Origin of the sequence: Pengzhenrongella phosphoraccumulans (assembly GCF_045689905.1) — a bacterium.
GTDB lineage: Bacteria > Actinomycetota > Actinomycetes > Actinomycetales > Cellulomonadaceae > Pengzhenrongella > Pengzhenrongella phosphoraccumulans.
Window position 1 is genome coordinate 1,108,775 of the sequence record NZ_CP144210.1, and the last position, 26,628, is coordinate 1,135,402.

Annotated in this window: 16 protein-coding genes; 5 read left to right on the forward strand and 11 right to left on the reverse strand. The window is 73.2% G+C overall.

All coding sequences use genetic code 11. The annotated features are described in order from the left end of the window. Positions 1-68 precede the first annotated feature (68 nt). From VTA80_RS05250 to VTA80_RS05290, 9 genes are all read right to left on the reverse strand, one after another. Positions 69-2,294 carry a hypothetical protein gene (locus tag VTA80_RS05250; protein WP_407344347.1) on the reverse strand — a complete coding sequence of 742 codons (2,226 nt, stop codon included), beginning with the start codon at positions 2,292-2,294 and terminating at the stop codon, positions 69-71. Further along, the gene (locus tag VTA80_RS05255) at positions 2,291-8,239 is read right to left on the reverse strand and encodes a hypothetical protein (RefSeq protein WP_407344348.1); all 5,949 of its coding nucleotides are present in this window, start codon (positions 8,237-8,239) and stop codon (positions 2,291-2,293) included. Before VTA80_RS05255 ends, VTA80_RS05250 begins: the two co-directional genes overlap by 4 nt. Next, positions 8,239-10,497 (reverse strand): InlB B-repeat-containing protein, encoded by a 2,259-nt coding sequence (locus VTA80_RS05260; protein ID WP_407344349.1) that lies wholly within the window; start codon positions 10,495-10,497, stop codon positions 8,239-8,241. The genes VTA80_RS05255 and VTA80_RS05260 overlap by 1 nt, the downstream gene beginning before the upstream one ends. Continuing rightward, on the reverse strand, positions 10,494-14,222 hold the full coding sequence (locus tag VTA80_RS05265) for an InlB B-repeat-containing protein (protein WP_407344350.1): 3,729 nt from the start codon (positions 14,220-14,222) through the stop codon (positions 10,494-10,496). Before VTA80_RS05265 ends, VTA80_RS05260 begins: the two co-directional genes overlap by 4 nt. Further along, a complete protein-coding gene (locus tag VTA80_RS05270) occupies positions 14,114-15,487 on the reverse strand; it encodes an adhesive domain-containing protein (protein ID WP_407344351.1) in 1,374 nt (457 codons plus the stop codon). Before VTA80_RS05270 ends, VTA80_RS05265 begins: the two co-directional genes overlap by 109 nt. Before the next feature lie 119 nt (positions 15,488-15,606). Then, on the reverse strand, positions 15,607-16,743 hold the full coding sequence (locus VTA80_RS05275) for a diguanylate cyclase domain-containing protein (RefSeq protein ID WP_407344352.1): 1,137 nt from the start codon (positions 16,741-16,743) through the stop codon (positions 15,607-15,609). 141 nt (positions 16,744-16,884) lie between these two features. After that, complete coding sequence (gene ychF, locus VTA80_RS05280) at positions 16,885-17,970, reverse strand: redox-regulated ATPase YchF (RefSeq protein WP_407344353.1); 1,086 nt, start codon at positions 17,968-17,970, stop codon at positions 16,885-16,887. A 74-nt stretch (positions 17,971-18,044) separates the two neighbouring features. Continuing rightward, entirely contained in the window at positions 18,045-19,616 is a 1,572-nt protein-coding gene (locus VTA80_RS05285) for a hypothetical protein (protein WP_407344354.1), read from the reverse strand. After that, positions 19,598-20,407, reverse strand: coding sequence for an ABC transporter ATP-binding protein (locus VTA80_RS05290; protein ID WP_407344355.1), 810 nt, complete (start codon positions 20,405-20,407; stop codon positions 19,598-19,600). The genes VTA80_RS05285 and VTA80_RS05290 overlap by 19 nt, the downstream gene beginning before the upstream one ends. Before the next feature lie 84 nt (positions 20,408-20,491). Here VTA80_RS05290 and rmuC point away from each other — a divergent pair, with 84 nt between their 5' ends. Then, positions 20,492-21,814 carry a DNA recombination protein RmuC gene (rmuC, locus tag VTA80_RS05295; protein ID WP_407344356.1) on the forward strand — a complete coding sequence of 441 codons (1,323 nt, stop codon included), beginning with the start codon at positions 20,492-20,494 and terminating at the stop codon, positions 21,812-21,814. On the opposite strand, the gene VTA80_RS05300 is transcribed toward rmuC, so the two are convergent. Then, the gene (locus tag VTA80_RS05300) at positions 21,811-22,836 is read right to left on the reverse strand and encodes a 4-hydroxy-3-methylbut-2-enyl diphosphate reductase (protein WP_407344357.1); all 1,026 of its coding nucleotides are present in this window, start codon (positions 22,834-22,836) and stop codon (positions 21,811-21,813) included. The two genes, rmuC and VTA80_RS05300, sit on opposite strands and share 4 nt — an antisense overlap. 21 nt (positions 22,837-22,857) lie before the next feature. On the opposite strand from VTA80_RS05300, the gene xseA reads away from it, so the two are divergent. Genes xseA through VTA80_RS05315 form a run of 3 tightly spaced genes read left to right on the forward strand, consistent with a single transcriptional unit; the run spans position 22,858 to position 25,395 of the window. Beyond that, entirely contained in the window at positions 22,858-24,132 is a 1,275-nt protein-coding gene (gene xseA / locus VTA80_RS05305) for an exodeoxyribonuclease VII large subunit (RefSeq protein ID WP_407344358.1), read from the forward strand. Positions 24,133-24,172: 40 nt separating this feature from the next. Beyond that, entirely contained in the window at positions 24,173-24,427 is a 255-nt protein-coding gene (locus VTA80_RS05310; protein WP_407344359.1) for an exodeoxyribonuclease VII small subunit, read from the forward strand. Further along, positions 24,424-25,395 (forward strand): carbohydrate kinase family protein, encoded by a 972-nt coding sequence (locus VTA80_RS05315; RefSeq protein WP_407344360.1) that lies wholly within the window; start codon positions 24,424-24,426, stop codon positions 25,393-25,395. Before VTA80_RS05310 ends, VTA80_RS05315 begins: the two co-directional genes overlap by 4 nt. Positions 25,396-25,432: 37 nt before the next feature. Here VTA80_RS05315 and VTA80_RS05320 read toward each other — a convergent pair whose 3' ends face one another. Then, a complete protein-coding gene (locus VTA80_RS05320; RefSeq protein WP_407344361.1) occupies positions 25,433-25,840 on the reverse strand; it encodes a rhodanese-like domain-containing protein in 408 nt (135 codons plus the stop codon). Between the two features lie 89 nt (positions 25,841-25,929). On the opposite strand from VTA80_RS05320, the gene VTA80_RS05325 reads away from it, so the two are divergent. After that, positions 25,930-26,565 (forward strand): carbonic anhydrase, encoded by a 636-nt coding sequence (locus VTA80_RS05325; protein WP_407344362.1) that lies wholly within the window; start codon positions 25,930-25,932, stop codon positions 26,563-26,565. Positions 26,566-26,628: the final 63 nt, after the last annotated feature.

Here is a 26,628-nt window from a genome sequence, read left to right on the forward strand (position 1 = left end):
ATATGCCACGCCGTTCTCCTTATCGGCCGGGCACGGCCGCCCATGAGCCGAACGGATGATGGGCGCTGTCACGGTGCCGACGGCCGGTCGGAGCCCTGCTCAAGGCGGTAGAGGATGGCACCCTCGTCGACGACGACGGCGCGGTAGGCGTACTGCGCAGCGAACTGCCTCTCCGCCGGGCCGAAGCCCAGGGAACCGGTGAAGGTCGCCGCGTCACCGGCCGACAGGACGAACGACGGCGAGACGGTCGTCCACGCGACGTCGTCCGCCGCGTGGAGTGCGCGGCGCTGCAGCTCGACGGCGGGCTGCCCTGCCGCCCAGCCCGGCAGGGTCATCGACACGCGCACCACCGGGTCGGTGATCTCCGCCGTGTCGAGCTCGACCCTCGCGTCGCTCGTGTACGGCACCCGGTCGAGGTCGTACCGGAAGGTTCGCGAGCCCCGGCCGTCCGCGGCGGTGAGCACGAGCTGGCCCGAGATCGTTCGCGCCTGGGAGGCGAAGGGCAGGTCCGGCAGCACCTCGATCCGACCGCCCGACCGCCGGACCACCGCGGCGGGGATCGGGTCGGCGAGGAACCGCGAGTCGTTCAGCTGGACGGCGACGTCGGTGAGGGTGTATTCGTCGGACGACCACTCGTACTGCACGAGGAGCGTGTTCCAGGGCGTGACCGACAACGTCGCCGAGCTCAACCGCGTCACTGCGGGCGTGAGGATCCGCGCCGACGAGCCCAGCTCCAGGACCGTCCCGTCGGCCAGGGTCAGTCGTGCCCGCACCGTGTAGGTCGACTCCGGGTCGAGGTCGGTCAGCCGCAGCGTGGCCGTGCCGGCCGCGGCGAGGTCGTCGGCGGGCAGTGCGAAGGGGCCCAGGTCCTTGGCGCCCAGGCCGAGAAACCCACCTTCCTGGTGGAGGGTGAGCTCCGCTGCGACGATGCCACGCACCGGGGAGTCGAGGCTCGTCGTGACGGTGAACGAGTCGGACTTCACGGCAGCGGTGGCGTAGAGCGCCGAGACGGTCAGGGTCCGGAACCCGCTCTCCTGCGCCGCGGCGAGCTCGACGACGCCCTGTTCGTCCTGAAGGTCATACGACAGCCGCAGGGCGAGCGTGTAGTCGGTGCCCGGCGTCAGGCTGTCGAGCGCCACGCGGCTCGTGCCCGGCGTGAGCCCGACCGCGCGCACCACCGCGCCGTCGGCGTCCCGCAGCTCGAGCTGCGCCGCCCCGACCAACGTGGTCGTGGGGTCGAGGAGCGTCACGGACGCCGATGCCGAGGTCGCCGTCACCTCGATGCCGGCGAGCGCGACCTGAGGCACCTGCCTGCCGTCCACGTGCTCGTCGTTGTACTGCTGGATCGCGTCGAGCAGGGCCCTCAGCTCCTCGATCTGCGCGAGCGTCGGCCCCGACGATGCGGATGCCGCCGCGGAACCCGCGGACCCGGCGGAGCCCGCACCCCTGGCGCCCACGGCCGACCCGGCGGCTGGCGCAGCAGGAGTGGCACCAGTGCCCGCGGTTTCCTCGGGGACGTCCGGCGTCGCCGAGACGGTCGCCTCGGGCGTCGGGCTCTCGCTGTCGAGGACGGACATGGCGTTGTCCGTCCCCCCGAAGGACGTCAGGTCGATGTCCGCACCGTCTGAGCGGTACAGCTCGGCGGAGACGTCGAGCACGTGCTCGGCGTCCACCACGAGCACGACGTGCCCCAGGTAGCGCCGCCGGGTCCCGTCGCCGGACAGGAGGGTCGCCGAGCCGGAGCGGTCGACCAGGATCTGGGTGTCGGTAGTGCTGCCCTGCGCGACGTCGTCGACCCACACCGTTGCCGCGGCAGGCAGGAAGTACCGACGGATGCCCAGGCGCAGCACCGTCTGGCTCGTGACAGCGGTCCCGTCGGCGGCGAGGTAGCCGTCGTCCGCATGCGTGAGCAGCGTCCGGGAGTCGAGCGCCGTCGGGCGTCCGTCCGGCGCCACCGCGACGGCCCCGGCGGTGAGCAGCAGGCGCTCGTCCTCGTAGCGGACGGGCGCACCGAGGTCGAGCGCCACGGTGGCGCCGCCGTCCCGCTGCAGGTGCTGGGAGCCGTCCCACGATGCGTACAGCACCTCCCCGGGGTGGACCTGCACCGTGTCCTGGGCGACGCCGAGGGTGGTCCCCTCGCCGTCGACCTGCACCTCGTCGATCCGGACCTTGGCGTCGGAGGCGAAGGCCACGACGGTGGCCGACACGGTCGCGGCCACGACCAGGACGCCGGCCAGCAGCCACACCCCGAGACGGCCCGGCCCGCGCCGGCCGTGCCCGCTCGCGCCCGTCACGACGTCGCCCCGGCCAGCATCGCCGCGAGGGTGCTGCCTGCCGCCGAGGCGACCCGGTGTCCGTTGTCCGTGACTTCGAGCTGCATCGCCTGGTTCGTATCGGCTGGCAGCGCGAGCAGCACAGGGGAAGCGAGGGACGCCCGGGTCACCACAAGAACGACCGAGTCGAACGCACCGGTCGGCGATTTCAGCGTGAACGTCGCCGGGTCATCCTTGAACGCCGCCGGGTCGAACGTCACCTGCAAGGCCGTCCCCTGCATCGCGAGCGTGACCGGCACGCTGTCACCACCGATGTACCGCAGGGGCACCGTCGACTCCTTCAGGGACGTGTACGAGGTCGGGGCTCCAGCGGTCTGCGTGTAGGTCAGCGTGACGCGCCCCACGTAGTAGCCGGAGTAGGACTGCGCCGTGCCGAGCGTGAACGACCTCGACACGTCAGTGGTCACAGTCGCCGCGGTGCCGCTCGTGCGGCTGCCGAGTGCGCTCAGGATGTCGACCGTGTCGACCACGATCGGGCTCGGCAGGGTCCCGCTCGAGGCCGCTGCCTCGTACGCATCCTTGCCGTACTTCACCAACGAGAGCGTGGCACCCGTGATCACGCCGCTGCCAGGGACGATCTTCGTCGCGTTGACCGTCACCGTCGTGCCGCTGGTCGCCACGGTGACAGCACTCGTGGTCGCGTACCTCTTGTCGGTGGTGAAGCTCAACGCCCCAGCGGTCCAGGTCCACGCGCCGGCCTGGGTCAGGTTGTCGACCACCACCGTCGGCGTGATCGAGTAGGTCGTCCCGGGCTGCAGCGAACCGGCGACGTCGAGCGTCGTGACGCGCCCTGAGTCGAGCACCCGGTCGGTGCCGCCGATTGCGCTCATCGAGTCCGTGAAGCCGGCCGTCGTGACCACGGTGGTGGTGCCCTGCCTGACGGTCCAGACCGGCGTGACGTTCCCCGCGCCGCACAGCATCATGCCGGCGTTGTCGGTCAAGGTGACCTGGAACGAGACCTGGGACGTGGCCACGGACCGGACGACCACCGACGAGGCGTTGCCGCCCAGGGCCGCGAAGTTCTTGTTGACCGCGCCGACGACCTTCGAGGGGACCGTGGCCAGCGACGTGTCCAACGAGGCGACGACGACATAGTTCTGGCCGGCCAGGAAGTTCTTGCTCTTGCCGTCGGCGGTGCGCATGGGCAGCGTCGAGGCGACGCGGTACACGGACGGCCGGACGCCGACCGGCTGCTTCGGGGCGGCGTCCTTATAGCTCCAGACGGGCGTCTTCCCCGAGACCAAGGTGGTGATCGTCCCGTCGGTGATCGCGGCCGCCAGCGTCGCGTCGCTGCGCGAGCCGAGGTCGACGGCGCGGTAGAACCGGTACGTGACGGAGCCGGTGACGTCCGACTTGTCCTCGAACTCGATGGCGGTCGTCACCGCCGGGTCCGCGCACCGCGCGGTCCAGCTGTAGGTCGGGCCGCTGGTGAGCATCGGCTCCGACTTCGACGTCGTGATCCGCACGCTCGCCTGGCCGCCGCTCGTCCACGCGAGCGGGGCGCCGGTCACCACGGAGGTGCCGTCCGGCTGCCGCACCCCGAGGCCGTAGCTCCCGATCACCCGGAGCTCGTAGGTGGTCCCCGCGGCGAGGCCGGACACCGTGACCGGCGTCGACGGGGCGAGGGCCGTGGTGCGCGTGATCCGGTCGTCTGCCGCGGTCGTCGCAGACAGGCACGTCGACGCGGGGTACGACGGGTCCCCCGCTCTGGTGAGCACGGGTTCGCCAGCGACGACCTCGTACGCCACGACGCAGGTCGAGTAGGAGGTCCGTGTGCCCTCGACGACGGGCACCGCCGTGTGGTTGGGGTCGGTGACTGCCACCGTGAGCTGCACGCGGGTGTCGGTGGGGATCCCGGACGACGCGAGGGTGCCCACGCTCGGTGCCGCGAGCGTGCGCAGCTCGAGGCCGGCCTGGTCCCGGGTCACCGACAGGTGCCCCGCCGCGAGCACGCTGAACGACGTCGCCGGCACCGAGGCCGACGCCAGGGAGTTGCCCAGCGCGCTGAACGCCACACCCGTCGCGGTGTGCCAGGTCCACGAGCCGTCCGGCTGGCGCAGGAACGTGCTGCCGTAGGGAGCGTCGCACGGCCCCTCGACCAGCCCGGAGGACGACAGCAGGCACAGGCCGGACTGCACGTTCCTCAGCTGGACGCCGACGAGGTCGCCCTCGGCGTCCGTCGCGGAGGCCAGCACCTCGAACGCGGTGCCGGCCGAGGTGGACAGCACGGGACGAGCGCCGGTACCGCCGACGCTGAACACGTGCTGCATCGGGTCGGTCGCGGACGTGCGCGCCAGGTCCAGGTAGACGAGGTCACCGGTCCGGGCGGGGTTCGTACCGCCGATCGTGCCGGCCCGGTAGTAGGCGTCGGCAACAAGCCGCACGGTGCGCAGCGAGCCGTCGTGCTGCAGCTCCCCGGCAGGGAGCGCGAACGTGCTGGGCACGAACGCCTCGCCCGTGGTGCGTCGGGAGACGTACGAGGCGGTCGTCGACGAGGGTGCGGCAAGCACCTGGTAGCCCGTGCTGAGCACCGTCGAGGCCAGCGTCGACCCGGCCGGGAGAGCGCCGGGGTCGAGCCTGGCGGTTGCCGTCTGGGCCGGCGGGCTCGCCGACGTGGAGACGGTCGCCACCGAGAGCGCGCCGAAGACGCCGTCGGCCCCCTCGGAGGCCATCGGAGGCAGGTAGGTGCGCTGGAGCACCCCCTGGGTCACCGGTTGTGCGTCGATCAGGGCGTAGCTCCCGGCGACCTGGACGCTGACGCCGGCGGTGCCGGTGATAGGCAGGTCGAGCGAGACCGACCTCTGGGTGCGCAGCGCCTCGCGCTGCTCCGCGGTGAGCGGGACGACGACGGCGGCGCGACCGTCGACGGTCCAGGTGATCCGCACGGGGTCGGCGACGTCGAAGAGCACCGAGCCGTCGGGGTCGGCGACCCGCACCCGCAGCGTGGTGCCGTCCGCCGACCGGGACAACCACTCGAGCTCGGCGGACACGGTGGTCCGCGCGATCGTCACCTCGCCCGGGAACGGCTCGTTGGACAGCTGGATGATCGTGCCGGTGTCGTAGTGGTCGTCGAAGCTGACGACCGCTCGCGTCCAGTACGTCTTGCCGTGCCCGGCCCCGGCGATGGTCGAGACGTCGAAGGTGGCGGCGCTGGTGAGCTGACCCTTGGCGACGGTCGCCGAGGCCAGCGGGGCACCCGGGTCGGCGTCGCCGACGGGCCGGTCACCCGCGAACAGCTGGTAGACGATCCGCGTGAGGGTTCCGTGCGGGTCCGTGTAGCCGCTCAGCCGCGTGCGCACCTGGTCGCCGTCCGCGCTGATGCTCACCCGCGTCGCCGTCGGCGCCGTCGCGCGGGCGTAGAACGACGTCGCGCCCACGTTGACCAACGGCACCACGTTGACGCCGTCCGTGCCGTTCTCGAACTTGACCTGGTAGCGCTGGTTGGGGACGAGTCCCTCGAACAGCCGCCAGTCGTTGCCCGGGGCCGTCAGCTGGGCGATCTCGTCCGCGTTGAGGACCACGGTCGACACCTTGGTGCCGGCGCCGCCGTACAGGTACAGGGACAGCTCGACGCGCGTCAGCGCGCGCGCCTCCGCGCTCAGGGTCGCGGTGACCCGGGCCGACGTCGTCGTGACGTCTTCGCTGCGCGGCGTGAGGAACGTGGCCGTCACCGGCGCGACCTCGAGGGTGCGGTACGGCGTGGTGGAGGTACCGATGCCGACGCGCACCGGCCCGTCGCCGAGGTTGTACGTGGCCGTGATCTCGACCTGGTACGCGGTGGACTTGGTCAGTCCCGTCAGGTGCAGCGTGCCCGTGATGCTCTGCTGCGTGAGGTCGAGACCATCGAGGGTGACGGTCCCGACCGGCTGGTCGCTGATCCGCTGCCCCGAGGCGTCGACCTCGAAGACGGCTGCGACGGGGGGCGTGGCCAGCAGGGAGAGGTCGGTGTTCGTGATCGCGTAGTTGACGTCGAGCCAGGCGGGCGCCGCCTCCTTGAGGGCGAACACGGCCGCCGGGGCTGAGCGGGACACGACGTCGACCGGCTCCGACGGGCTCGACGCGACCTGGTAGTCCTCGAACAGGTCGTTGCCCGTGACCACGCCCACGAACACGTAGTCGCCCTGCCCCATCGACGCCGGCAGCGGCAGGGTGGTCGGGAGGTGGGTCGCATCGCCGGCGACGCTCACCGAGGCCTTGACCGTGGCCAAAGTGCCTCGCTGCGCGTAGTCGATCGCCTCGAACGCGACGTAGCGGACCTGCCGGACCGTGCTGTCGGGGTCGTCCAGGCCGACCGCGCTGAGGGTGAACACCTTGCTGCGGGCGTCGAACGTCGCCTCGACCGACTCGAAGGTGGCCCGCCGGGCCGCCGTCTGCAGCACCGCGCTCCAGGTCGACGTCAGGTGGGCATCACCGATCCCGGCGTGGTCGACCCGAAACACGTAGGAGTGTGCGGGGTCGAGGCCGTCCACGGTGACCACCGCCGAGCGGGAGTCGGAGAGCAGGTCAGCGACGTCGACGTCGACCGTGCCGCGTGCGCCACCTGTCCCCGACCCGTTGTCGGCCCACGACAGCCGCAGGCTGTCCAGCCCGGTCGGGGCGGTCGGGGCGGTCGGGGCCGTCAGAGTGAACTGGATCCGGTCGGCGGTCCGGGACACGTTGCGCGCGGTCAGGCTCAGGGTTCCGGGCTGCACGAGCCGCTGAAGGTAGACGACCTCAACGGGAGCGCCCGCCGAGTCGACGTAGGTGCCGCGCGCCTCGACCACGTAGGTGCGACCCGGCGTCAGGGATCCCGACCGCCACGGGAGCGCCTCGGTGAGCAGGTCGACGGTGGTGGCGGGCTGGTCGGCCCCCTGGAGCGTGACCGTCAGGGTCAGCCCCTTCAGCCGATGCGCGCCGTCGACCACTGTTCCGTCGACCAGCACGCCGAGCGCCTGGTCGGCCGAGGCCGTGAGCATCACCTGGGGCGTCAGGACGTCGGCAGCGAAGGTCGGCAGCGACGTCGGGAGGGGTGCGCCCGGCGTGCCCGACGACCCGGAGCCGGTCACCCCGGCCGTAGCGTCGCCGCCGGCGGATCCGGCGGCCCCGGCGTCCTCAGCGGGCGCCTCGGCCGCGGCCGAGGCCGACGGGGTGGGCGTCGGCGTCGGGGTCCCCGGGAGCGCGACCTCCCCGCGGTCCGCGGCGGACTGGGGATCCCCGTCGGGGTCGACGAGAAGCCGCGTCAGCTCCATTGGTGCCGCGTCGACGGTGGCGAGCAGCTGCTCCGAGTCCCAGCGCACGACGGCGCCCGTCGAGTCCAGCCGGGCGAACAGGCCGCCGGTCGTCACGTGGTCCGCGCAGACCCTGGCCTCGCACACGCGCACCCGCTCGGCGTCCGGCAGGACGACGACCAGCGACCCGGTCGCGAGGGTCGCCACCGGCTCGTCACAGCTCGCGCCCGTGCACAGCAGCGCCGAGTCCAGCAGCAGGTACCGCTCCGCGGCGAGCTTGACGACGGTGCCGGGGGCGAGCGTCGTCGGCTGCGCGCCCTCGCCCGAGGGCGTCGACAGGAACCCGTCCAGGCCCTGCGCCTGCAGGGCGGACCCCGCGGGCAGGTCCGTGAGCGACTGGTCCGGCGCGATCGCAACCGACCTGCCGAGCAGCGTCGTGGTGGAGTCCGACAGCTGCAGGATGCGGGCCTCGTCGATCGGCGACGGGCGGTGGCCGACGACGAGGGCGGCCGTCGGCGCTGCCGTGTCGTAGCTGGCCCCCCGCGGGAAGTCCACGACGGTGCCGTCGGCCGCGTAGGTGTAGCCCGCCGAGGGCGCCGAGTAGCCGCTCGGCGTACCGAGCACCGACTGCACCACCACGACGATGGCGACAGCGACGAACGCCACCGCGGCCATGACGCCGTACACGACCTTGAACATCAGACGATCTCATCTCGACGGGGGTCAGCGGGATCTAGGAGGGCACGGCGGCTCAGGGGGGCGTGGCGACGGCGCCGGGAGTACCACCCGGCGCCACCGACGGCGCCGACGCCGATCAGGCCGCAGGCGGCGAAGGCGAGGGCCTGCCCGAGGTTGCCCCACTGCGCGTACAGGGTGGCGGGGCCGGTCACCCGGGTGCCGGCGTCGCCGAGCGAGAAGGCCGTGCCCGAGCCGTCGGCCGCGGTGTTCCACCCGGTCAGCCAGAACCCCTCGGCGACGGGTGGGTCGACCTCGTCGACCGTGTCGCCGTACGCGACCTTCGCGGCGACCGGGTGCGGGCCCGGGACCGCCTTCGGGCGCCCGTCCTGGCCGGCGCCGGGGTTGGTGTCGAACGAGACCGTGAACTCCCGGCGCTGCCACTGCGCGTACAGGACGGTGCTCTGGGTGACCGGGTCGTCCGCACCGAAGCGGTAGAAGTCGTCCGGACCGGTGGCCACCGGGTGCGGCGACCAGCCCATGAACACGTGCGAGTACGGAGCGGCCAGCGGGTCGTCGGGACGGTCGTCGGCGCTCAGGGCGAGCCCGTACGTGGTGAACTCCTGCGGTGCGGCGTACGCGGTGCCGTCCGGGGTCTGCACCGCCTGCGGACCGGTGGTGAAGTCGTCGTCGGACGTGCCCGGCGGGGCCGTGCCGAGGTCGAAGGTCACCGTCAGGCGGGCGGTCGACCAGGCGGCGACCAGGTCCAGGACGCCCCCCGGGGAGGCCGGCGCGGTCGTCTCGCCCGGCACGACGACGACGCCGTCCGCCGTCCGCCAGCCCTCGAGGTCCAGGCCTGCGACCACCGGTGCCGCGTAGCCGGCCGGTGTGGGGACGACGCTCCCGTACGCGACCGTGCCGCCGTTCGTGGGGGCGTCGACGCGCACCCGGTCGGTCACGACGCCGTCCGGCAGGTTCAGGTGGTACTCGACGCGATACGCGTCCCGGCTCCAGGTCGCGCGCCAGGTGAGGTCCGCTGCCGGCATCGTCGCCGCGCCGTCGAGCACGGGGCACGGGCCGACGACGCAGGTCCAGCCGGTGAAGGCAAAGCCGGTGGCGGTGGGCGCGAGGCTGCCCACCGGCAGCGCGTCGACCAGCCGGCCGGTGTATGCGACGCCGCTCACCGAGGAGCCGGAGCGGTGCCACGGGTTGGTCCCGGCCGCCAGGTCGTCGGTGGACGGGACATCGGCGCCGGCGCCGCCCGCGAGCAGCGTCACCTGGAAGGTCGCCGGCACCCAGGTCGCCGCGACGACGAGGTCGGACCGGACGCGCTCACCGGTGAGGTCGAACTGCTCCCAGCTGCCCTCGCGCAGGACGCCCCAGCCGGACGTGCCCCAGCCGGACGGACCGGTGACAGCGGCGTCCGCCCCGGAGTCCGCCAGCCGCGATCCGTGGTCCACGCACACCACATCGGCCTGGGCGGCCCCCGCACAGGCGTCGTTGCCGCCCTTCGTCACGACGAGCGTCACCTGGTCGGCGCCGGGGGCGAGCGTCCGGCCGGTCCCGTCGAGGACCTGGACGTTCAGCACTCGTACCCGCCAGTGCGCGTGCAGATCGACCGAGCTGGCCGGGTCCGCCCATACGGTGCCGGCGCTCACCTGCCGCCCGCCGTCCGGGTCGGTCCACCAGCCGGTGAAGTCGTACCCCGGACGCTCCGGGCGGGGCAGGTCGGTCAACGGCGTGCCGTACGTCGCCGTGACGACGGCCTGGGGCTGCCCGAGGACGCTCGCGCCGGCGCCGGGACGCAGCACGAGGGTCGTGCGCACCGCCTCCCACTCGGCGTAGAGGGTGACGTCGGCGGGCGTGCTCCACGTGCCGGTGGCCCCGGGGACGAAGGCCGCGCCGGTGGTCTGGTCCGCGGCGGCGTCGTACCCCGAGCGCCAGGACAGCAGCCGGAAGCCGGTCCGCGTCGCCTGGGGCAGCGGGCCGTACACCGCGCCGAAGGTGACGACGAGGGTCGTCGGGGCGTCGACCCTGCCACCGAGCGCATTGAGCTCCACCGTGTACGACCGCGGCGTCCAGCGGGCATAGACCACCACGTGCGTGCCGTCGAGAACCAGCCGGGTCCAGACCGTCGCGGCGGTGAGGGGGGTGTCGTCCTCGTCCGTGCCCAGGTCGCCGTCCGGCAGCCACCACCCAGCGAAGTCGTGCCCGACGCGGCTGGTCGCCACCCCGTCGAGGTCCGGCGAGCTGCCGAGGGCGACCGTCACGGACCGCGTCACCGCAGTCCCCCGCGGGCGTCGAAGTCGATGACGACCTCGACGGGACGCCAGTGCGCGACGAGGTCGAGGTCGGCGAGGGAGAGCGAGTCCGCCGTGAGGCCTGCCGTGTCCGTGTACGGGGTGACCCCGGGCACGTACACCTTTCCGTCGGCCGTCCGCCACCCGGTGAAGACCGAGCCGACGCGGGCCGGGGTCGGCAGGGCACCGGGGCAGGCCGGGTCCGCGACGCCGGCGCACACGGGAAGCCCGAACGTGACGCCGCCGACGATGTCGGCCACCGCGGCGCCGTCGTGCAGGTGGAGGTCCCCGACCAGCGGTCGCCACGTCGCAGCGAGCTGCCAGCCGAACAGCTCGCGATCACCGGTCCAGGCATACCCGCCGTCGGGTACCGGGGTACCGGCGGGCTGCTCGGACCAGCCGTCGAACCGGTAGCCGAGCCGGGCCACCGTGAGCGTCGCGGGCGTGCCTTCGACGGCGGAGACCGACCGGTCCGCGATCGTCACGGACGAGCCGGCGTCGGGGCGGCCCGTCGCGGGCAGCGCTCCGGTCGTCGTCCCGCCGGCCGGGTCGACGACGAGGGAGCCCCGGTGGACCCACCGGGCCGTCAGAACGAGGGTGTAGTCGGTATCGGTGCCCCGACCCACCACTCCGGTTCCGCCAAGGTTGGCCCAGGTCAGCGGGGTACCCGCTGCGACCCGCGCGACGGGCGCACCCGCCTCGGTGGTGTACCAGCCCGCGAAGACGTACGGGTCGGGGTGCGCGGGCGGCGCGAGGGCAGCGAGGTCGGGCCAGGTCATGGCCGAACCGGCGCTCACGCCGTACGCGACGACGGCGCCTGGCGGCGGGGTGGGCGCGCCCTGGTAGGTGCCGCCCGCGAGGGCCAGGCTCACGGCGAAGGTGGCGGGGCGCCACTTGGCGTGCAGCGTGCTGGCGGCGGTCGAGGCCTGCGTGTAGCCCATCGACCCGGGCAGGTACGTCGTGCAGCCGCCGAGCACTGCGCCCGACCGGGAGGTGCACCACGCGACGAACACCTGACCCTCATTGCTGGGTGTCGGCAGCTGCACGGTGCTGCCGTAGGCCACGGCACGCGTCTGCACGGGTTCGCTCGCCGGACCGGCCCAGCCGGCGACGGTCCCGCCGTTGGCGTCGAGAGTCAGGGGCGCCTGCACGGGCACCCAGACGGCGTGGAAGGTGCTCGTGAGCGTGGGTACCGGCGTGGTGGTGAGGTCGACCGCGGCGGCCGGGTCCGTCGTGGCGCTCGGCCCCCAGCCGGCGAGCGTGTGGCCGAGGCGGGAGACGGCGTCGGCCGACGAGCCGACGAAGCCACCGAGGTACTGGTACCGCACACGGTTGCGCGTCGAGGAGTCGCCGTCGAACCGACCCCCCTCGGGTGCCAGGGTGATCATCGTCGGGCGGATCACCGCCGCGTCGACGTCGTCGAACTGGTAGGCGCTGGTGCCGGTCCCGGTCGGCGCGCCGCGGGCCTTGGAGGGATGCACCCCGGAGGTCGTCGCGTACGCCTGGTCGGCCCTCGGCGTCGGGGAGGACACCCCGGCGCCCACCCCCGGGCTCGGGTGGAACCTCGCTGAGGGAGTCGTCGGCTCGCCCGACGGGTCCGGGGTCACCAGCAGGGAGAACCGGACGTCGACGGGAGTAAGGGAGTCCAGGTAGATCGCCCACGAGCCGTCCGCGCCCGTCGTCACCGGGTCACTCACGGCGACGCCTGCCCGGAAGGCCTGCACGACGCCGCCGGGCCACCCCTCGTCTCCCGCGCTGCTCGCCCCGCTGCGGTCCGCGTCGAGGAAGACCCGGCCGGCGACCACTCCGGTCCGCAGCACCATCCGCACCGGCTCGGTCCTCGCGTAGCCGTTGTACGTGGGCACGTCGCGGTACACCCGTGCGGAGAAGAGGTTGCTGGCACCGGCGAGCTCGAGCAGCTCGGACGCGGCGTGCGGCACCGTGAGAGTGAGGTCGACCGTCACCACCGCGCCGGCGGGGAGCGACTCGTTGAGGGCGACGTGGACCATCCGGACCTGCGCGGCGTCGGCCGAGACCCACGAGTGGTAGTCCGACCCGGCCCCCGACTGGGCCACGGTGGCCCACGCGTAGCGGGAGCCACGGGCGTCCGGCGCGCTGTTGGTCGTGGCGTACCCCACCGAGACCGCGTTCGTGGCGAGGCCGTCGGCGGTGACCGTGACCGGCGCGGTCAGCGCGAGGGACCAGCCGAACGGCGCCGCCTGCAGGTCGCACGGCTTCGTGAAGGCGTCACAGCCCCCGCTGCTCCCCGTGTAGGGCGTCGACTCGCCCTGCTTGGGGACAGGGATCCAGACGTGCGTCGTCCCGGTGGACGCCGCACCCGCCACGTTGCGCAGCACCACCCGCATGCTCACCGCGTCGTCGGCGATGGCGCTCGCGTCGACGACGGTGGTGCCCGTCCCCGAGGCCGCGTCGTAGCCCGAGCCGAAGGTCAGCCCTGCATCGGTGGACGCGACGAGCGCCGCCGACAGGTCGAGCGCCGCGCGGAAGTTGTACGGAGCGGTGTGCACGTCGGGTGCACCGAGACGCGCCGCGGTCGAGACGTCGTGCACGTCCGAGACGCACCCGCCACCGACGCAGTCGAGGCCCTCGAAGCCGAGTGCCGCGTACCGCTCGGCCGGTTCGACGGTGGTCGCCACGGTCGCGGCCACACGGAAGCCGAAGGTCACCTGCGGGCACGCGTCCTGGACCAGCAGGGTCGAGCCCGAGGCGCGGCACACCAGGGGCGAGGTGGAGGCGACGTCGTAGTAGGCGAACGTCGTGCCGCCGCCGACGTACGTGCGCTTGGTGATCGCGAACGGCCCGCCCGGCTGGTCGGCGCGGAACGTCGAGCCCCCGGACGTCACGAGGACCTGGACCGGGTCGACGACCACGTCGCCGACCTCGAACAGGTAGGCGTGGAACACGCCCGACAGGTACTTCGGGCCGCCCGTCCCCGGGTCGCCACCCTGGTAGGCGAGGGTGACTCCCGTGACGGCGTCGCCGGCGTTGAGGTACGCGGGAAGTCCGGAGAGCCGCACGGCCCCGCTGCCCATCTCGGCGTGGGCGGCGGGTCGCAGCTCGTGCCGTGACCTCACCGTGCACCGTCGGGCGTCGGTCGCGCGGTCGCCGCACGCCAGCGTCCCGTTGACCAGCAGGGGTGCGTTGTCGCTCGGGTGGTACGGGTGCACCAGCGTGTAGCTGAGCTCGTAGTCCATGCCGTTCGCGTAGTCCGCCTCGGGGCGCAGCGCGGTGCCCTGCACGAGGATGCGCGAGTCGGCGAGCGAGGACCCACCCGTGACCACCGAGCCGACCGGCCACGAGCGGGCGTAGGTGAAGGTCAACGACGTGAGGTACTGGGCAGAGGTCCCGCCGAGGCCGGTCACGGTGACCTTCGTGCTCGTCGCGCCGACGGCGGACGCGACGGAGGCCACGGTGCGCTGCCCCGACGGGTTGCCGGCGGCGTCCGAGGTCGTGGCCGTCACCTCGACGAGTCCGCACGCCGACGACCCGCAGGACGAACCCGTCTGGGCGGCGGGGTGCCGGATCGTCATGGCGGTCACACCGACCGTGCCTGGCGAGTCGTTGCTCACCGTCACCGTCAGCGCGTCGCTGGCCGCCGAGCCGGTGTTCTCCAGGTACACGGCGTCGAGCCAGTTGACCGGCTGGTTCGGGTAGACCTCGTTCGGGCCCTGGGCGAGGGGCCGCACGGTGAAGGCCGGGGCCTGGTACCCCCGACGGTCAGGGTGGGCGTGCCTCCCCACGTGCTCAGGCCCGCAGTCTCGGTGCTGCCGTCCAGCGCGGTGGTCGAGATGCCGCCGGTGCCGTCGAGCTGGGCGTCGAGCGCGGTCAGCGCGGGCGTCAGCACATGGTCGACGCCCGACGCCTTGGTGACGTCGTAGGTGTAGGTGACCGTGATCGCCGTCGGCGCCTGGTGGACCAGCTGTTCGACCTTGAGGTGCTGCCAGCCGTCGGTCCGGCACCCGCCCACGGGAGTGACCCGGTAGCCGTTGCCGTTGACCGCCCAGTCGGCGTAGGAGCACGCGACGCGCAGCCAGAACGTCCGGTCGAGGACGGCGGCGGCGTCGTCGTCGATCCCGAGCCCGTCGGCGACGCGGACCAGGGTCACCCCCTGCGTCACGGTGCCCGAGGTGGCGGTCAGGGTCTTGGAGGGATCCGAGTAGGCCACCCGGTACGACGGGGTGTCGGTGACCCGCACGCGCCCGACCTCCGCCGTCTGGACGGTCCGTCGCTGCGCCACGTCGTCGAGGTAGCTGGTCGTGGCGACCACCGGCGCTCCCGCGTGGGGCGAGGCCGCGGGAACCAGCACGGAGTCGACGGTGCCCGGCCCCGCGCCGAACGCCAGGTCCGCGGCCACTTTGATCGTCACCGCGGCCGACGTCGTGCCCTCGGCGAAGGTGTAGGTCACCGTCCCGGTGGGCAAGGTGGTGGACGCGGGAGTCCCGGTCCCGGCGAGCCCGCCGTAGGTGAGCGTCTCGACGTCCGGCACGTAGGTGCCGGCGACGACCACCCCCTCGAGGGCGTCGCCGAGCCCGGCACCCGTGTACGTCCAGCTGTTGGCGGTCGGCTTGAAGCCGGGCAGGTCCGCAGCGGTCACGACGTTGCGCAGCCGGATCGACAGGGTCGGCTCGTTGACCGCGTCGGAGTCCGCCGGAAAGGTGGCGACCACCTGCACGGTCTTCGGGGCGACCCGCAGGTCGCCGAAGTCGTACGCGAACACGTCCCCGGCGACGACTGCGCTCAGCACGCCATCCGCGTCCTGCAGGCAGAGGAAGTCGACCCCGGTGGTGCAGGGGCCGCCGTTCCCGGCGGCCCACGCGGGCGCCGAGGGCGCCAGCACCCACGTCGCGCTACCTCCGACGACGGCGCCGACGAGCCCGATCGAGACCCATGAGCGCCACCCGAGCGGGCCTGCGTGCCGGCCGCGGCCCGAGGGACGAAGGGTCCGCACCACGCGTGCGCGCCATCCGCGCGCGCGCGGGAAGGCCGGGCGCGCAGCAGGACGACCGTGCGGCCCCCCGTCGTGGTCACGCCCCGAAAGCGGCGGGCCCACTCGCACCACCGGCTTCAACCTCAAGCCGAACCGGACCGACCTGCGGCGAGGCCGCCCAGGAAACCAGGAGCCGCATCCTGGACCTGGACCTGAGCGGGCGGCGCTGCGACGCCGGTGAGGAACTTGTGGTTGCGGGCGCCCTGACCTCGTGCCCGACGCGACTCCTCGGTCGACCGCCTCAGGTCCGAGGGGACGTTCGGGTCGCGACGGCGGGGCGGCGCCGGCGCCGCCGTCAGCTTCCTGAGGTTGAGGCGCGCGTCGTCGACGATCTGCTCGGGGTCGGCGCTGCCGCGGGCGGACACCGACACCCCGGAGCGGACGGTGGGCCAGCGCACGCGGGACAGGTGCGCCGGCAGCTGGGTCGGGGTGTTCGCAGCAGTGGTGATCACCTGGCGCAGCGTCTCGACCTCGGAGCCGACCCGATGTGCCGCCGTGTCCGGCATCACGCCGAGCACGACGATCTCGCCACCGCCGACGCGACCGACGAAGGCGCCGACGGGCGCGGCCTTGACGATCTGCGCGACCACCTGGGCGACGACGACGTCACCGGCCGCCCGCCCGGCTATCTCGTTGACGACCTCCAGCCCCTCGGCCCGCAGCACGACGGCGACCAGACGGTAGGTGGTGTGGACGATGGTGTTGCACCAGGCCTCGAGCGTGAGGTCCAAGGAGTCGCGGTTCATGACCCCGGAGATCGGGTCGCCGGCTGCGGCGTCCTGGAAGGCGCGGACCACGTGGCCGAGCAGCTCCGCGGCCGGCACCCATCCCCACACCTCGCCGCGGACGACGAGGTCCGGCAGGGGCGAGCCGCATCCGGCGAGCTGGCGGGCGGCCGTCAGCACCGTGGTGTCGGCGTCGACCACAAGCGCACGGCCCGTCACCAGGTGCCGGGCCTTGCGGAAGGCCGACCCGAAGACGTGACCCATGTCGGGGCTCAACCGCTCTCGCGTCAGCGTGCCGACGGTGTCGGCATCTGGCTCGTCAGTGACGACCAGAGCCTGCAGCTCGGGCTGGTCCCGCAGGAGCCGCAGAGCGGTCGGCGCGGGGGAACCGCTGCGCACGATCCCCGCCGGGCGGGCGATCGACCCGATCGCCGGCGACGCCGGCTCGGCGCCCACGACCGGCACATCGACGAACGGCGGCAGGGGTCGGGACACCTGTGCTGATCGGCCGTCCAGGACCCGGTGTGAGTGACCCACTGGGGTGTCACCTGATCGGTCCAGCCGAGGTCCCGTGCAGCGAGCACCCGTGGGGTCTCCCCCGGCGGTCTGGGGACCAAGAACCGCAGGTGACCAGGGCTACACGTTGAAGCGGAACTCCACCACGTCGCCGTCGGCCATCACGTAGTCCTTGCCCTCGATGCGGGCCTTGCCGGCCGCGCGGGCCGCGACGATCGAGCCGGTCTCGAGCAGATCCTCGAAGCCGATGACCTCGGCCTTGATGAAGCCGCGCTGGAAGTCGGTGTGGATGACGCCGGCCGCCTGCGGGGCGGTCCAGCCGCGGTGGATGGTCCAGGCGCGCGTCTCCTTGGGCCCGGCCGTGAGGTAGGTCTGCAGACCGAGCGTGTGGAAGCCGACCCGCGCGAGCTGCTCCAGGCCGGGCTCGCCCTGGCCGCTCTCGGCGAGCATCTCGGCGGCCTCGTCGGGCTCGAGCTCGACGAGCTCGGCCTCGAACTTGGCGTCGAGGAACATCGCATCGGCCGGCGCGACCAGCGTGCGCAGCTCGTCCTGCATCGCGGTGTCGGCCAGGCCGGCGTCGTCGGTGTTGAAGACGTAGATGAACGGCTTGGAGGTCATGAGCTGCAGCTCGGCGACGCGGTCCGGGTCGAGGCGCGCGCCCGCGGCGCCCTGGGCGAGCGTCGTGCCGGCCTCGAGCAGCTTCTGCGCACCGATCGCCGTGTCGAGCAGCTCCTGGGGGGCCTTCTTGCCGCGGACCTCCTTCTCGAGGCGCGGGATCGCCTTCTCGAGGGTCTGCAGGTCGGCGAGGATCAGCTCGGTGTTGATGGTCTCGATGTCGTCCTTCGGCGAGACCTTGCCCTCGACGTGGATGACGTCGGGATCGGCGAACGCGCGGGTGACCAGGCAGATCGCCTCGGCCTCGCGGATGTTGGCGAGGAACTTGTTGCCGAGCCCCTCCCCCTCGCTCGCGCCGCGCACGATGCCCGCGATGTCCACGAAGGACACCGTGGCGGGCAGGATGCGCTCGCTGCTGAAGATCTTCGCGAGCTGGGCCAGGCGCGGGTCCGGGAGCGGGACCACGCCGACGTTCGGCTCGATCGTCGCGAACGGGTAGTTCGCGGCGAGAACCTGCGCACGGGTCAGGGCGTTGAAGAGGGTGGACTTGCCGACGTTGGGCAGGCCGACGATGCCGATAGTGAGAGCCACGGCCGTCAAGTCTACGGGGCGTGTCCCGGCGCTGGGTCGCCCCGGCGAGGCGAGCGCCTGCGCCGAGACGTCGATCAGCTGTACGAGACCATCCGCGAGAGCAGCTCCGGAGCGGTCCGGTCGAGCGTGCGGCTGCCGGACCGGATCCCGACCGCGAGCGCCGCGCCGCCCCCGGCGATACCCACGACCAGCGCGGCCAGCCCGAGCAGGATCGACCCCGTCCCCACCGAGAACCCCGCGAGCGCGATCACCGGCAAGCACAGCCCGAGGACCACACCCCACCCGACCAGCTGGGACGCGGTGGCCGCCATGGACGCCCCCTGCTGCGACGCGAACGGGTTCTGACCGGCCAGGGGCACCTGGTAGACCACCCGCGCCGAGACCACGCTCGAGCAGCCCAGCGCCGTGAGCAGCAGCCCGAGGCTCGCGCCCAGCACCGCGGGCAGCGCCTCGACGCGACCGGTCACCAGGACGGAGGCGACCACGAGCACGAGCGTCACGGGCACCGCGATCAGGGCAACGGCCAGGACCCGTCCCGTGCGGTCCACGCGGCCGCTGATCGGTGCGGCCACGTGCATCCAGAACGCGGTGCCGTCGTACGCGACGTCAGCCGAGATGGTCCACCCCAGCAGAAAGGCGGCGATCGGCCCGGTGAACAGGACCGCGCCGGTGATGTGCCCGCCGGTCGAGAAGTACAGCAGGACGGGCAGCAGGGGCACGACGACGACGCCGGCCGCGTAGCGCGGGTCCCGCACCCAGTAGGTCAGGCAGCGGGCGGTGACCGCACCCGTCGGGGTCGCGGGCATCCGGGCGAACGCCCCGAGACCGCGACCTCGCGCGGTTCGCGGGGCTCCCGACGACGCCGGCGTGACGAGCGCGTGCGCCAGCGCCCGGTCCCAGATCGCCACGAGCACGACGAGGGTCCCGACGGCGATCAGGAGCTTGAGCCCCGCGGCGCCCCACGCACCCGCCTCGACGTCGGCCGGGATCGCCCACGCCGCGCCCCACGGCAGCCACCCCATGATCCGGGCCGCGGTCGGCATCGACTCGGCGCCCGATGCCAGCCCGGAGGTGAGGCCGCTCAGGAGCGGACCGAGCAGAAAGAGGGGCACGATCATCGCGATCGTGAGGAACTCGCGGTACCGGCGCCGTCCGACGAACCCGGCCAGCGCCGTCGTCGTGGCCCGCGAGCCGACGATCGCCGTCGCGAGGCTGAGCACGGCGCACGGCAGCGCGACCAGGGCCACCGCCGGATGGCGCCACCACGCCAGGACCGAGGCCAGCACGACGACGGCGGTCGCCAGGCCGGGGATGCCCACCAGCCCGCTCAGGGCCAAGCCGGTGAGGAGCTCTCGGCGCGGGATCGCGAAGGTCACGAACCGGGCGGGGTCGAGGGTGGCGTCCACCCCGAAGGCCACCAGCGGCAGGATCCACCACGCCAGGACCAGCACCGATCCGGCGAGGACGAGAACGGTGGCCACCACGTCGGCGTCGGACCGGCCGAGGAAGGCCAGGCCGGGGATCGCCAGCGCGATGGCGCCGAGCGCGTAGAGCGCGGCGAACGCGAGCCCGATCGTCTGCCACACGCTCCGGCGCAGGCCGTTGCGCAGCAGGGTGAGCTTGAGCCTCAGGAGGTGTGCAACCACGCCAGGCCCTCCCCCGTCGAGCGTCCGCCGACGAGCTCCACGAACCGGTCCTCGAGCGTGCCGTCCCCGCGGACCGCGTCGACCGTGCCCGCGGCGAGCACGCGGCCGGCCGCGATGACCGCGACGTGGTCGCACATCCGCTGGACGAGGTCCATCACGTGCGACGAGACGATGACGGTCCCGCCGCCCTCGCGCACGTAGGTCGTGAGGATGTCCCGGATGTTCGCGGCCGAGACGGGGTCGACGGCCTCGAACGGCTCGTCGAGCACGAGCAGCCGGGGCGCGTGCACGAGCGCGCAGGCCAGGGCCACCTTCTTGGTCATCCCCGCGGAGTAGTCCACGACCAGGTTGTTCGCGTCGGCCGTGAGGTCGAGGGCGCGCAGCAGGTCGGCCGCACGCGTCGCGACGGTGTCCCGGTCCAGGCCACGCAGCAGGCCGGAGTAGGTGATCAGCTGGGAGCCGGTCAGCCGGTCGAAGAGCCGCACGCCGTCGGGCAGCACGCCGAGCATGCTCTTGACGTTTGCCGGCGCGGCCCACAGGTCCTGGCCGTGCACCCACACCTGGCCGAAGTCGGGGCGCAGCAGGCCGGTGGCCATGGACAGCGCGGTGGTCTTGCCCGCACCGTTGGGGCCCACCAGCCCGTAGAACGAGCCGACCGGGACGTCCAGGGGGAGGTCGCTCACGGCGATCTTCACGCCGAACCGCTTCCAGAGCCCGCGCACCGCCAGGGCGGGCGGGACGACGGCGGGCAGGGGGGCGTCGTGCTGCGTCGACACGGTTCCGGACGTCATCTGCGCAGGTTAGCCCGGTCGGCGGGGGCTGCCGGCACCCGCGCACCAGGTCAGGGTGTCGGTGGCTCGTGGCACCGTTCGGGTATGACCCTTTCGACCGTCCTGATCCTCGTCGTCGGCGCGCTGCTCCTCGGTGGGCTCGCGGGCTGGACGCTGGCCGCCGCCCGGGTCGGCGCCGCGCAGGTCCGGGCGGCCTCGTTGCGCGCCCAGCTCGAGGCCGAGCGGTCCGCCGGGACCGAACGCATCCGGTCGCTGCAGGCCGACCAGACACGGCTGACCGACCAGTTCCGGGCTCTGGCCGCCGACGCGCTCGCGACCAACAACGAGCAGTTCCTTGCGCTCGCCGACCAGCGCCTGGCAGCCAGCCAGCAGACCCAGTTCTCGGAGCTGGCCAAGCGCGAGGAGGCCGTCCGCCAGCTCGTCGAGCCGCTCACCCGCACCCTGGACCAGGTCAAGACCGAGATGACCAATGCCGAGAAGTCCCGGCTGTCGGGCACGGCGGCGCTCGGCGAGCAGGTGCGGGCGATGCGTGAGTCGTCGGACCTGCTGCGCACCGAGACGAGCCAGCTGGTCACGGCGCTGCGCTCGTCCCAGGTCCGGGGACGGTGGGGCGAGATCCAGCTGCGTCGCGTGGTCGAGGCGGCGGGCATGGTCGAGCACGTCGACTTCGTCGAGCAGGACCAGGTCCGGACCGACGACGGGCTGCTTCGCCCCGACATGATCGTCAAGCTCTCGGGCGGCAAGAACATCGTCGTCGACGCGAAGGTCGCGTTCCTGGGCTACCTGGACGCGACGCAGGCGACCGACGAGACCGTCCGCGCCACGCGGCTCGCCGCGCACGCGCGGCACTTCCGCAAGCACATCGACGACCTCGCCACCAAGCGGTACTGGGACCAGTTCGCCCCGGCCCCCGAGTTCGTCGTGATGTTCGTGCCGGCCGAGGCCTTCTTCCACGCGGCCCTCGAGCAGGACGCGAGCATCTTCGAGTACGCGTTCGAGCGCAACGTGATCGTCGCGACGCCCATGACTTTGATCGCGCTGCTGCGCACCGTGGCGTACGCGTGGCGGCAGGACGCCCTCGCCGCGAACGCGCAGCAGGTGCTCACGCTCGGCAAGGAGCTCCACGGCCGCATCGCCACGCTGGGCAGCCACCTCGCGAAGCTGGGCCGCGCGCTCGACAGCGCGGCCGGCGCGTACAACCAGACCGTCTCGTCGCTCGAGACCCGGGTGCTCGTCAGCGCGCGCCGGTTCGCCGACCTCAAGGTGGTCGACGGCGACCTGCCGACCCCACCCCCGGTGAACCCGCAGCTCAGCGCGGTGAGCGCGCCGGAGCTCGTCGCCTCGGCGACCGATCAGATCGTGGCGCTGGACATCCCCCGGTCCGACGCCGCGCGGACGTCGGGCTAGAGGGGCTCGACCGACAGCTCGGGGCGCGCGCCGCGGCGCAGGCGCGGGACCGGGGTGCCGGCCGCCTTGAGGTCGGTCCGCAGCTCCTTCGGCAGGGAGAACATCAGGTCCTCCGTCGCGGTGCGCACCTCCTGCACGTCGTCGTACCCCAGGCCCGCAAGCAGCTCGAGGACGTCGCGCACGAGGATCTCCGGCACCGAGGCGCCGGAGGTGACCCCGACGGTGAACGCGCCGTCGAGCCACGCCGGGTCGACCTCGGCGGCGGTGTCGACGCGGTAGGACGCGCGGGCGCCCGCGTCGAGGGCGACCTCGACGAGCCGGACCGAGTTGGACGAGTTCGCCGACCCGACGGTGATCACGACGTCGCACTCGGGGGCGAGCTTCTTGACCGCGACCTGCCGGTTCTGGGTTGCGTAGCAGATGTCGTCGCTCGGCGGATCTTGCAGCGAGGGGAACCGCTCGCGGAGCAGACGGACCGTCTCCATCGTCTCGTCGACCGACAGGGTCGTCTGAGAGATCCAGATCAGCTTCTCCGGGTCGCGAACGGTCACGTTCGCCACGTCCTCGGGCGACTCCACGACCTGGATGTGCTCGGGCGCCTCGCCGAGGGTGCCCTCGACCTCCTCGTGACCGGTGTGCCCGATGAGCAGGATGTCGTAGTCGTCCGAGGCGAACCGGACGGCCTCCTTGTGCACCTTGGTGACCAGCGGGCAGGTCGCGTCGATGGTCTGCAGCGAGCGGGCCGCGGCGGCGGCGAGCACGGCCGGGGAGACGCCGTGCGCCGAGAACACCACGCGCGCACCCTCGGGCACCTCGGTGGTGTCGTTGACGAAGACGGCCCCGCGGGCGGCCAGCGTCTCGACGACGAACTTGTTGTGGACGATCTCCTTGCGGACGTACACGGGCGCCCCGTAGTGCTCGAGCGCCTTCTCCACGGCGATCACTGCACGGTCGACGCCTGCGCAGTACCCGCGCGGGGCTGCCAGGAGGACTCTCTTGCGCTGCTCAGACACGCCCGCCATGGTACGTGGCACCCTGGCCGGGTGACCGCCGAGGATCCGACCAGTTCCGCCCCCGCAACGCCCGCCGCTCCCCTGCCGGCGCGCGCGCTCGACACCAGCCCCGAGCACCCGTGGCCCGTGCGGCTGCTGTCGGCGAAGATGGCCGACTACGTCGCCAAGATGTCGCCGGTGTGGGTCGAGGGCCAGATCGTGCAGCTCAACCGACGGCCCGGCGCGGGCATGGCCTTCCTCACGCTGCGCGACAGCGACGCCGACATGTCCCTGCCGGTCTCGGTGTACTCGCGCGTGCTCGACGCCGTGACGATGCCGCTCGCCGAGGGGTCGCACGTCGTCGTGCATGCGAAGCCGACGTTCTGGACCAAGCGCGGCACCCTGCAGCTGCAGGCAGACGATCTGCGCGCCGTCGGCGTCGGTGAGCTGCTCGCCCGGATCGAGCACCTCAAGCGGGTCCTGGCCGCCGAGGGTCTGTTCGACGTCGCCCGCAAGGTCCCGCTGCCGTTCCTGCCGGCCGTGGTCGGGCTCATCTGCGGGCGCGAGTCCAAGGCCGAGCACGACGTCGTCGTCAACGCGCAGGCCCGCTGGCCCCAGGTCCGGTTCGAGATCCGCGAGGTCGCCGTCCAGGGGGTCGGCGCGGTCCCCCAGGTGAGCGCCGCGATCGCCGAGCTCGATGCCGACCCGCGGGTGGAGGTCATCGTCGTGGCCCGCGGCGGCGGGGCCGTCGAGGACCTGCTGCCGTTCAGCAACGAGACCCTGGTGCGGGCCGCGGCCGCGTGCCGGACCCCGCTCGTGAGCGCCATCGGCCACGAGACCGACACGCCGCTGCTCGACCTGGTCGCGGACTACCGCGCCTCGACCCCGACCGACGCCGCCAAGCGGATCGTGCCCGACGTGACCGAGGAGCGGACCCGCCTGACGCAGGCGCGCACCCGCATCCGGTCGGCCGTCGTGCACCTGGTCGGCCGCGAGCAGGCCGGGCTCGACGCCACGCGGTCGCGCCCCGTGCTCGCCGCCCCGGAGTCGATGGTCGACGCACGCGAGCTCGAGGTGCGGCAGCGGCGCGAGGCCGGTCGGCGGGCGCTCGAGGTCTGGCTGGCGCGGTCGACCGGGCAGACCGCCCAGCTCGCCGCCCAGCTGCGCGCCCTGTCGCCCGCGGCGACCCTCGACCGGGGCTACGCCGTCGTGCAGCGGGCCGACGGCGCCGTCGTGCGCGACCCAGCCGACGTCACCGCGGGCGAGGCCCTGCGGATCCGGGTGGCACGCGGCGAGGTCGCCGCCACGGTCGCCCCGTCCCGCTGACCGGCGTTCGACGTCGGTTCGCCGTGCGTATTCTTGCCCCGTGCCAAAGACGACCACTGACTCGACGCCCGACGACTCACTCGCCGCCCTGAGCTATGAGCAGGCCCGGGACGAGCTCGTCTCCGTGGTCGCCCGGCTCGAGGCCGGCGGCGCCACCCTCGAGGAGTCCCTCGTGCTCTGGGAGCGCGGTGAGGCGCTCGCCGCCCGCTGCCAGCAGTGGCTCGACGGCGCACGCGAACGCTTGGCGACGGCCCGCACGGTCACCGTCGGAACCGACGAGGAGGCCGGCTCATGACCCACACACCCGGAACGACACCTGGCACGAGCACCAGCTCTCGCCCCAGCAGCGCGCCGCGTGCGCTCGTGGTCGGCGAGGCCCTGGTCGACGTCGTTCGCCAGCTCGACGGCGGCGTCGAGGACCACGTGGGCGGCAGCCCGGCGAACGTCGCGATCGGCCTCGGCCGCCTGGGCCGGACCGTCGACCTGCTGACCTGGTTCGCGCCGGATGCGCACGGCAAGCTCGTGCGCCGGCACCTCGAGGACTCCGCCGTGCACATCCTGCCCGGGAGCGACGGTGCGGACTCGACCTCCGTCGCGATCGCCACGCTCGACGCGACCGGCGCCGCGACCTACACGTTCGACCTCGACTGGCAGGTCCCCGCGGGGGCCGCGCTGCCGGCCGACGTCGTCGTCGTGCACTCCAGCACGATCGGCGCGGCCCTGGCACCCGGCGGCGAGGCCGTGCTGCGCCTGCTCGAGGACGCGCGCGAGCAGTCGACCGTGACGTACGACCCCAACGTCCGGCCGGCGCTGCTGGGCACCGCCGAGCACACACGCCCGCTGGTCGCGCGCCTGGTCGAGCTCGCCGACGTGGTCAAGGTCAGCGACGAGGACCTCGCCTGGCTCGAGCCCGGGGTCGCGCTCATCGAGGTCGCCGCGAAGTGGGCCACCGCCGGCCCCGGCCTGATCGTCGTGACCCGGGGCGGTGACGGCGTCATCGCCGTGACCTCCGGCGGGGTGCACGTCGAGGTCCCGGCCCGGACCGTGCCCGTGGCCGATACCGTCGGTGCGGGCGACTCGTTCATGTCCGGCCTGATCGACGGGCTGTGGACGGCCGGGCTGCTCGGTGCCGCCCGGCGCGCCGACCTCGGCGCGATCGACGCGGCGACGCTCACGAGCATCCTCGAACGGTCGGCCCGGATCGCGGCGATCACCGTCTCGCGCGCCGGGGCGAACCCGCCGTGGACTGCCGAGCTGATCTGAGCGCCTCCGCGCGACGACCCCAGTAGGCGGCCCACGTTCAGTCGGTGACGACCGCGCCTCCGCCGGCCTGCCACGCGACGATGCCGCCCTGGATGTCGTACACGTCGGTGAACCCGAGCTCGGCGAGCTGCTTCGTCGCCACCCCCGAGCGGTTGCCAGACCGGCAGTACACGACGTAGGTCGTGTCCTTCGGCAGATCGGCGACCTGCTGGTCGAACTCACCGCCCTCGAGGTCGACGTTGACGGCGCCCGCCAGATGCCCGGTGGCGAACTCGGCAGGGGTCCGGACGTCCAGCACTGCGACACCGGGCTCTGCCATGACCGCGACGGCGTCCGACGGCGCGACCGCCGTGACGGCGTCGGACCCGCCGGAGCAGGCGGACAACCCGCCGATACCGATGACGGCGGCCAGGATCAGGGCGGTGGCGCTGCGGCAGAGTTGCATACCCCCCAGGGTATCAGTGCGTCGTCGTCATCGTGAGTAGTTCGCGGACCGCCGCGCCCCGCACCCACGCCGTCTGCCAGGATGCCCGCATGGCAGACCAACCCACACCCGCCGCCGCCTGGGCGACACTCCGCGCCGGCAACGCACGGTTCGTCTCCGGGCAGATGGAGCACCCGTCCCAGAGCGCGGACCACCGCACGGAGGTCAGCGAGGAGCAGAAGCCGTTCGCGGTGATCTTCGGCTGCTCGGACTCCCGGGTGGCCGCCGAGATCGTCTTCGACCAGGGACTAGGCGACCTGTTCGTCGTGCGCACGGCCGGCCACGTGCTCGACACGACGGTCGTCGGCTCGATCGAGTACGGGGTCGACCTGCTCGCGGCGCCGCTCGTCGTCGTCCTCGCGCACGACCGGTGCGGCGCTGTCGCGGCCGCCACCGCCGCCCTGACCACGGGCGTGCTGCCGCGTGGCTTCGTGCGCGCGATCGTCGACCGCGTCATCCCGAGCATCGTGGGCCTGGGCGTCGGCGGGATCGGCGGGATCGCCTCGCTCGACGCGGAGACGCTCGGTCGCGAGCACACCCGGCACACGGTCCAGATGCTGCAGAGCTACTCCGCCGGGCTGTCCGAGGCGATCGCGGCGGGCCGGTGCGCGATCGTGGGCGTGGAGTACACGCTCGCGGACGGCCGGGTCTCGCTGGTGGAGTCGGTCGGCGACATCGGCGAGTGACGCGAGGCTCACTGCCCGGTCAGCCGGTTCGACGACGAGCCACCGGCCCGTGCGGCACGATGA